Raw genomic sequence first — 8406 nt, 5'->3', positions numbered from 1 at the left:
GTCCGGGCCCTCGGGGCCGCCGAAGGAGAGCAGCAGCAGGGCGTCGTACGGGGCGGGATCGTGCTGATCGGACATGGCACCGATCCTGCCACCCGCCACCGGCGGCCCGGGGCGCGGCCCGTCCGGAATTCGGGGGTGACCCGATCGCTTCGAACCCTTAGGCTTTAGATGTTAATTACACGTGTTGACCGCGGCGCGCGGACGGCACGCCGCGTCGCAGAGCCGGAGAGCCCCTTGCCCAGTCCCTATCGCGCGATCTTCTCCGCTCCCGGCACCGCCTCGTTCTCCGTCGCCGGGTTCCTCGGCCGGATGCCGCTGTCCATGATGGGCATCGGCATCGTCACGATGATCTCCCAGGTCACCGGCCGGTACGGGCTCGCCGGCGCCCTGTCGGCGACGCTCGCGATGTCCGCCGCCGTGCTCGGCCCCCAGGTCTCCCGGCTCGTCGACCGGTACGGCCAGCGCCGGGTGCTCCGCCCGGTCACCCTGATCTCCATGGTCGCCGCGGCCGGGCTGCTGCTCTGCGTGCAGCAGGGGGCGCCGGACTGGACCCTCTTCGCCTTCACGGCCGTGATCGGCGTCGTGCCGAGCGTCGGCGCGATGACCCGGGCCCGCTGGGCGGGCATCTACCGGGGCGACGCGCGCAAGCTGCACACCGCGTACTCGTGGGAGTCGATCGTCGACGAGGTGTGCTTCATCTTCGGCCCGATCATCTCCATCGGCCTGTCGACCACCTGGTTCCCCGAGGCCGGCCCGCTGCTCGCCGGCGTCTTCCTGGCGATCGGCGTCTTCTGGCTGACCTCCCAGCGGGCCACCGAGCCGGCGCCGCACCCCCAGCCCGCCGTCAAGAGCCGCTCGGCGCTCCGCTCCCCCGGCCTCCAGGTCCTCGCCCTGGCCTTCGTGGCGACCGGCGCGATCTTCGGCGCGGTGGACGTGGTGACCGTGGCCTTCGCGGAGGAGCGGGGCCACAAGGCCGCCGCCAGCCTGGTCCTGGCCGTCTACGCGCTCGGCTCCTGCCTGGCCGGCGCGGTCTTCGGGCTGCTGCACCTCAAGGGCGAGCCGTCCCGCCGGTGGCTGCTGGGCGTCTGCGCGATGGCCGTGAGTATGATCCCCCTCCTACTGGCCGGGAACCTGCCGTTGCTGGCCGTGGCGCTCTTTGTCGCGGGCCTCTCCATCGCGCCGACGATGGTGACCACGATGGCCCTCGTCGAGAAGCACGTACCGCACACCCAGCTGACCGAGGGCATGACCTGGACGGGCACCGGCCTCGCGATCGGCGTGGCCCTCGGCTCCTCCGCGGCCGGCTGGGTGGTCGACGCCTCGGGGGCGGAGGCCGCGTACGTGGTGCCCGTCGTCGCGGGCGCGCTCGCGGTCGTGGTGGCGCTCCTCGGCCACCGCCGGCTGCGTACGCCGGCGCCGGACCGGGAGGGGCGGGATGAGCACGAGGACAGCGGGACCGGGGCACGCCAGGACGGCGGGCGACCCGTGGCGTAACTGGGCGGGGAACGTCACCTCCCGGCCGGTCCGGGAGGTGAGCCCCGCCTCGGCCGAGGAGCTGGCCGCCGAGCTCCGCCGGGCCGCGCGGGACGGGCTGCGGGTGAAGACGGTCGGCACCGGCCACTCCTTCACCCCGATCGCGGCCACCGACGGGGTGCTGGTCCGCCCCGATCTGCTCACCGGGATCCGGCGGATCGACCGCGCGGCGATGACGGTGACGGTGGCGTCCGGCACCCCGCTGAAGCGGCTCAACGTGGCCCTGGCCCGGGAGGGCCTGTCGCTCACGAACATGGGCGACATCATGGAGCAGACGGTCGCCGGGGCCACCTCGACCGGCACCCACGGCACCGGCCGGGACTCCGCCTCCCTCGCCGCCCAGATCCGCGCCCTGGAGCTGGTGACGGCCGACGGCCGGGTCATGACCTGCTCCGCGGAGCGGCACCCCGAGGTGTTCGCGGCGGCCCGGATCGGCCTCGGCGCGCTGGGCGTGGTCACCGCGATCACCTTCGCCGTGGAGCCGCTCTTCCTGCTGACCGCCCGGGAGGAGCCGATGCGCTTCGACCGGGTGGTCGCCGAGTTCGACCAGCTGCACGCGGAGAACGAGCACTTCGAGTTCTACTGGTTCCCCCACACGGACAACTGCAACACCAAGCGCAACAACCGCAGCGCCGGTCCCGCCGCCCCGCTGCCGCGCCTCGGCGGCTGGTTCGAGGACGAGTTCCTCTCCAACGGCGTCTTCCGGGCGGCCTGCGCGCTCGGCCGGGCGGTGCCGCCGGTCATCCCCTCGATCGCCCGGGTCTCCAGCCGCGCCCTGTCCGCCCGTACGTACACCGACATCCCGTACAAGGTCTTCACCACCCCGCGCCGGGTCCGCTTCCTGGAGATGGAGTACGCGCTGCCGCGGGAGGCCGCGACGACGGCGCTGCGCGAGCTGAAGGCGATGGTGGAGCGCTCGCCGCTGAAGGTGAGCTTCCCGGTGGAGGTGCGCACCGCGCCCGCCGACGACATCGCGCTCTCCACGGCCTCCGGCCGGGAGACGGCCTACATCGCCGTGCACCTCTACCGGGGGACGCCCCACCGCGGGTACTTCACCGCGGTGGAGCGCATCATGACCGCGCACGGCGGCCGGCCGCACTGGGGGAAGGTCCACACCCGGGACGCGGACCGGCTGGCGGCGGTCTATCCGCGCTTCGCCGAGTTCACGGCCCTGCGCGACCGGCTCGACCCGGAGCGCCTCTTCGCCAACGACCACCTGCGACGGATCCTCGGCGACTGACGGGGGCTCAGCCGGCCGTGTCCCCGGAGGGGGCCGCGGGGGCGTCCTCGACGGCCGGACCGGTGGCCGGGTCCTCGGTGGGGGCGCCCGGGGACTCGGGCGCCGTCGGCTCGGTGGTCGGCGCGACGGGCTCCCGGGTGGGGGTCGCACCGCCGTCCGCGGAGCCGGTCGGGTCCGGGGCCGGGGCCGTCGTGGCCCCGCCGTCCGGCGTGCCGGTGCCGGGGTCGGGGGTGGCGCCGGTGGAGGGGGTGCGCGCGTCCGGCCCGGCGTCGGGGCTCGTGGAGCCGGTCGGCGCGGGGGTCCGCGGCTGCCGCTCCGGCACGGGCTGTTCGGGGGCGTCCTGCCGGCTCCCGCCGTCGCCGCGGACCACGGAGCCGAAGGTGGTGGTGCCCTGGGTGCCGCTGAAGTCCTCGCCGGAGACCAGCTCGTAGGTGGTGATGCCGCCCATCGTGACGCCGAAGACGAGCGCGGCGGCCAGCAGCGGGCGTTTCCGGCCACGCAGCCGGGTTCCGTGGGTGGTGGCCGAGCCGAACTCCTCGGCGTACGGGAACGGGGCCGCGGCCCCGGGGAGGGTGCCCAGCACCAGGGTGTGGCGGTCGTCGCGGTGCTCCGCCGGGGCCGGGAGCGGGACCTGACGCGCCTTCGGCTTGGCGGCGGCGGTGGCGTCGCGCACCTGCTCGCCGGTCCGTTTGAAGAGCTGCTGGAAGAGCGGTCCGCCGCAGGTGGCGATGACGCTGATCACACCGGCGCCGAGGATCGTGCCGTAGACCCCGAGGGTGGAGGCGAGTTTGGCGGCGATCACGGCGGCGAGGGCGCTGCCGGCGACCTGGGGCACGCTCAGGTCGATCTTCCGCTGCGCCTTCTCCCCCGGCTCCGGGGCTCCACTCCCGGGGGCCGGTGTCCGCATCTCCGGGTCGTCCGTGTCGGTCGGCTGCCTGTGACGCATCTCCACCCTCTGTTCGCCCATCCGTTCCACCGTGCACCCAGAAGGGACAGGTAAGCGAAGTGAATAGTTCCGTTTCAGGGGGTTCTGTGAAGAGTGCCACGCGGGAGGAATGGAGACGGGGGCCCAACTCCCGCGCACCCCGAGAAGTTGGGCGGCGCGCCGGTCCACCCGAGTGGCCCGAATGGAGTACATTGGCGAACCCTGGGTCCGGACGCCTTCCGGGGCGCCCGGGAACGGAACCGCTACACAGTGTGACCTACGGTCACTCGGGGTAGTGAACAGGTAACCGTGCCATAACGGCGGCTCCGGGTCCACGCCCGACACGCCGGGCAACTCGGCAAGGTAGTGGCAGGCTGCACCCGGGCAGGCCACACTCGACTAGCGGAAGCAGCGACGCACGTGACGTCGGCAGGCACCACCCGGGAGGTCCCCATGCCCGAACTGCGTGTCGTGGCCGTCTCCAACGACGGCACACGACTGGTGCTCAAGGCTGCCGACAGCACGGAGTACACGCTTCCGATCGACGAGCGGCTGCGGGCCGCCGTGCGCAACGACCGCGCGCGCCTCGGCCAGATCGAGATCGAGGTCGAGAGCCACCTCCGCCCCCGGGACATCCAGGCGCGGATACGAGCCGGTGCCTCCGCCGAGGAGGTCGCCCAGCTCGCCGGCATCCCCGTCGACCGCGTCCGCCGCTTCGAGGGCCCCGTCCTCGCCGAGCGCGCCTTCATGGCCGAGCGCGCCCGGAAGACCCCGGTCCGCCGGCCCGGCGAGAACACCGGACCCCAGCTCGGCGAGGCGGTCCAGGAGCGGCTGCTGCTGCGCGGAGCCGACAAGGACACCGTGCAGTGGGACTCCTGGCGGCGCGACGACGGCACCTGGGAGGTGCTGCTCGTCTACCGGGTCGCCGGCGAGGTGCACACCGCCAGCTGGACCTACGACCCGCCGCGCCGGCTCGTCCAGGCCGTGGACGACGAGGCGCGGGCGCTCATCGGCGAGACCGACGACACCCTCGCCGCGGCGCCGGAGCCGAGCTTCCCCTTCGTCCCGCGCATCGCCCGGCTGCCCCGGGACCGGCCGCTCGACCGGACCCTGGACCGGCCGCTGGACCGCGCCCTCGACCGGCAGCTCGACCGGGCCCCGCTGACGGCCTCGGCGGAGCCGGAGGAGGAGCGGGACTCGCTCACCAGCCTCCTGGAGGCGGTGCCGAGCTTCCGCGGCGACCTGGTGGTGCCGGAGCAGCCCGACACCGAACCGTCCGACGAGGTCGAGGCGGAGGAGCCGCCCGCTCCCGCCGCCTCCGCAGGGGCGGGCGCGGCCTACGCCGACGTCCTCATGCCCCGCTCCGTCTCCGGCCACCGCGACCGGCTGCACGGCGCCACCGACCGGCAGGCGGAGGCCGACGGCGTCCGCCCGGGCCGCCGCGCGGCGGTCCCCAGCTGGGACGAGATCGTCTTCGGGACGCGCCGGAAGAAGCAGGAGTAGTCCCGGTACGCCCCGGGAAGGGCCCGCGCCGAACGCTCGGCGCGGGCCCTTCCGCACGCCTCCGCTACCGCGGGTCCGGGCCGGTGGCCACCGGACGGGACGGGTCCGAGGACCACTCCGACCAGGAGCCGGCGTACAGGGCCGCCGGGATGCCGGCCAGCTCCAGGGCCAGCACCTCGTGGGCGCCGGAGACGCCCGAACCGCAGTAGACGCCGACCTCCGCCGCCTCCACCGCGCCGAGGCCCGCGAACCGCTCCCGCAGCACGTCGGCGGCGAGGAAGAGGCCGTCCCCGGCCACGTTCTCCGTCGTCGGCGCCGAGTGGGCGCCCGGGATGTGGCCGCCGACCCGGTCGATCGGCTCCACGTCGCCGCGGTAGCGCTCGGCGGCCCGGGCGTCCAGGAGCAACCCCGAGCGGGCCAGCGCCGCCGCCTCGTCCGCGTCGAGCAGCCGCAGCCCGCCCGGCTTCGGCGTGAAGTCGCCCGGCTCCGGCTCCGGCACCCCGGTCGACAGCTCCCCCGGCCAGGCCGCCAGGCCCCCGTCGAGCACCCGCACGTCCTGGTGACCGGTCCAGCGCAGCAGCCACCAGGCGCGGGCGGCGCCCCAGCCGAGCCCGCCGTCGTAGACCACCACCGGACGGTCCGCGCGGACCCCGGCCCGGCGCATCACCGCCCCGAAGGCCTCCGGATCGGGCAGCGGATGCCGGCCGCCCTCCCCGGGCGGTCCCGCCAGTTCGGCGTCGAGGTCCACGTAGACCGCTCCGGGCAGGTGCCCGGCCTCGTACGCGGGGCGTCCCGGCGGACCTCCGAGGGTCCAGCGCACGTCCAGGAGGACCGGCGGCCGGGGTCCCGCCGACTCGCTCGCGAGTTCGCTTGCGGAGATGATGGGCTTCATGGGGCCATCCTCGCGCAGCCGTGCCCGCGCCGGGGACGGACCCGGCGTCCTCCCGGAGGATCGCGCCACACGGGTGCGACCGGGGCGCGCCGTGCGCGACCCGGCGAAGTCACCGGCGGCGGAGCACGGTCACGACCACGTCCGAGGAGAGGGTGACGATGACCGAGGCCTCTCGACGCAGCCCGGGGACGCCCTGCTGGGTGAGCCTCATGGTGCACGGGATCGAGGCGACGCAGGACTTCTACCGGGAACTCTTCGGCTGGGAGTTCGTCCCCGGTCCGCGACAGCTCGGCCCGTACGTGCGGGCGCTCCTCGGCGGACGCGAGGTGGCGGGCATCGGACAGCTGCCCCCCGACCGCGACCTCAGCACCGCGTGGACGACCTACCTGGCCACCGACGACGCCGGTGAGACCGCCGAGTCCATCCGCTCCTGCGGCGGAACCGTGGCGGTCGGCCCGCTGGACGCGGGCGAGGCGGGCCGCCTCGTCATCTGCGCCGACCCGGCGGGCGCCGTCTTCGGCGTCTGGGAGGCGGAGGCCCACCACGGCACCGCGCTCGCCGGCCCGCCCGGGACGCCCGTGTGGAACGAACTGCTCACCTATGAGACGGCCACCGTCGGCAAGTTCTACCGGTCGGTGTTCGGATACGAGGTCGAACCGGTCGTCTCGACCGACTTCGACTACGCCACCCTGTACGTCGACGGGCGTCCGGTCGCCTCCCTGCACGGGGTGGGCGAGGAGCTGGCCCGGGACCGGGGCCCGCACTGGATGACGTACTTCGAGGTCGACGACGCGGACGCGGCCGCCCGGCTCGTGGTGGAGCTGGGCGGCCGCGTGCTGCGGCCGCCCCGGGACGGCACGGCCGGGCGGCTCGCCCTGGTGGCGGACCCGGAGGGCGCGGTGTTCACCCTCGTGAGGTCGCGCTCGCGTTGACGTCGGTACGGCCCCGGGGCCGTACCGACGGCGCGGCCGCCCTCAGCGACGGCCGCGGGCCAGGCTCCTGCGGAGCAGCGAGGGCCCGGCCGGGGCGGGCTCGCCGCCCGGGAGGCCCAGCTGGGTGAGGCGGGGCGTGCCGAAGTGGTGGGCGACCGCCGGATCGGTGTGGTGCGCCGCCAGGTAGAGCTCGGTCTCGGCCCGCATGCCGGGGTGGGACTTGTGCCGCATGCAGTAGCTCACCGCGCGGACGAGCGGGGCGAGCGACGCGGGCGCCGGCCCCGGCACGGCGGGCTCCGCGCCGTCCTCCAGGTCGGGGACGAGGTGGTCGACCACGGTGAGCGGGATCCGGTTGCTGTTCTCGAAGGGGGTCAGCCGTTCGAGGAGTTCCGCGGTGCCGACCCGGGCGACCGGGACCCCGTAGTAGACGGCCGCCGTGAGCATCGCCGTGGAGAAGCAGCCGACGACGAGCCGCAGCCCGCAGCGCTCGTAGAAGGTCTCGGCGAGCAGCGGCACGTCGAGGACGGTGAGCCGGACCCCGGCCTCCTCGGCGGCCTCGCGCAGCACGGTCGAGTAGCCGGCGGGCGCGGTGGGGTGAGGCTTGAAGACGATGCTGCGGTGGCCGAGGGCGGCGGCGCCGCGGAGCATCCGGACGTGCAGTTCCTCCTCCTCCTCGACGGTGAGGAGGCCGAGCGCGGCGAGGTACTGGCCGAGGAGGAGCGCGGTGGGCGCGGCGGCGACGGCCTCGGCCACCGCCGGGTCGTCGCCGGCGTCGGCGGCGATCTCGGCGAGCACCGCGCGGAAGGCGGCGTCGGGGACGAGCGCGGAGGGGGTGCCGTACTCGGTGAGGAGCATCGGGGTGAGGCCGGGCACCAGGTCGAGGTGGAGCAGCCGGCGGATGCGGCAGGCCAGGGACTGGGCGACGTCCGTGCGGGTGGGGCCGTAGCTCATCAGCCCGTCGGCGTACACCTCGACGGAGCTCTCCGGGAAGCAGGCGCCGAGCGCCTTGGCCGGGTTGACCTGGATGGACTCCACGATCAGCTCGACGCGGGCGGAGCCGAGGTCCCAGGCGGTGCGCAGCACCCGCTGCCAGAGCGGGGTCTCCTCGGGGCGGGGCGCCCAGGCGGCCGGGTGGTAGGGGTGGATCGTCTCGTTCCAGTCGAGGACGCCGTCGAAGCGGGCCGCGATCCGCGCGTAGCCGGTCATGGACTCCAGGCGGAGCGCGGTCTCCGGGATCTCGGCGTTGTGCGAGAGCAGCAGGAGGCGGCGGGCGTCGCCGGGGCCGCCGTAGAGTCCGGCGTCGATCGCGGCGGCGACGGTCGCGGCGCCGTAGAGGGTGGAGACCTGGAAGATCTGGACCGTGGCGGTGTCGGTGGTCATG

Annotated in this window: 7 protein-coding genes; 4 read left to right on the top strand and 3 right to left on the bottom strand. The window is 74.9% G+C overall.

Going from position 1 to position 8406, the window contains the following annotated elements:
- Nucleotides 1–234 precede the first annotated feature (234 nt).
- Together IE245_RS35550 and IE245_RS35545 are read left to right on the top strand one after the other, a co-directional pair.
- The gene (locus IE245_RS35550; RefSeq protein WP_189955424.1) at nucleotides 235–1494 is read left to right on the top strand and encodes an MFS transporter; all 1260 of its coding nucleotides are present in this window, start codon (nucleotides 235–237) and stop codon (nucleotides 1492–1494) included.
- Nucleotides 1436–2773 (top strand): D-arabinono-1,4-lactone oxidase, encoded by a 1338-nt coding sequence (locus IE245_RS35545; protein ID WP_189955422.1) that lies wholly within the window; start codon nucleotides 1436–1438, stop codon nucleotides 2771–2773. Before IE245_RS35550 ends, IE245_RS35545 begins: the two co-directional genes overlap by 59 nt.
- A gap of 7 nt (nucleotides 2774–2780) precedes the next feature.
- Here IE245_RS35545 and IE245_RS35540 read toward each other — a convergent pair whose 3' ends face one another.
- Nucleotides 2781–3680 (bottom strand): hypothetical protein, encoded by a 900-nt coding sequence (locus tag IE245_RS35540; protein ID WP_444545746.1) that lies wholly within the window; start codon nucleotides 3678–3680, stop codon nucleotides 2781–2783.
- Between the two features lie 471 nt (nucleotides 3681–4151).
- On the opposite strand from IE245_RS35540, the gene sepH reads away from it, so the two are divergent.
- Entirely contained in the window at nucleotides 4152–5201 is a 1050-nt protein-coding gene (gene sepH / locus IE245_RS35535) for a septation protein SepH (RefSeq protein ID WP_189955420.1), read from the top strand.
- Between the two features lie 64 nt (nucleotides 5202–5265).
- On the opposite strand, the gene IE245_RS35530 is transcribed toward sepH, so the two are convergent.
- Nucleotides 5266–6093 (bottom strand): sulfurtransferase, encoded by an 828-nt coding sequence (locus tag IE245_RS35530; protein ID WP_189955418.1) that lies wholly within the window; start codon nucleotides 6091–6093, stop codon nucleotides 5266–5268.
- Between the two features lie 209 nt (nucleotides 6094–6302).
- Here IE245_RS35530 and IE245_RS35525 point away from each other — a divergent pair, with 209 nt between their 5' ends.
- On the top strand, nucleotides 6303–7025 hold the full coding sequence (locus IE245_RS35525) for a VOC family protein (protein WP_229852030.1): 723 nt from the start codon (nucleotides 6303–6305) through the stop codon (nucleotides 7023–7025).
- Nucleotides 7026–7067: 42 nt separating this feature from the next.
- Here the strand turns inward: IE245_RS35525 and IE245_RS35520 are convergent, their stop codons facing one another.
- Nucleotides 7068–8405, bottom strand: a complete 1338-nt coding sequence (locus IE245_RS35520) for a polysialyltransferase family glycosyltransferase (RefSeq protein ID WP_189955414.1) — start codon at nucleotides 8403–8405, stop codon at nucleotides 7068–7070.
- Nucleotide 8406: the final 1 nt, after the last annotated feature.

This window comes from Streptomyces roseolus, from assembly GCF_014649855.1.
GTDB lineage: Bacteria > Actinomycetota > Actinomycetes > Streptomycetales > Streptomycetaceae > Streptomyces > Streptomyces roseolus.
This window is presented reverse-complemented; position numbering and strand designations above follow the sequence as displayed.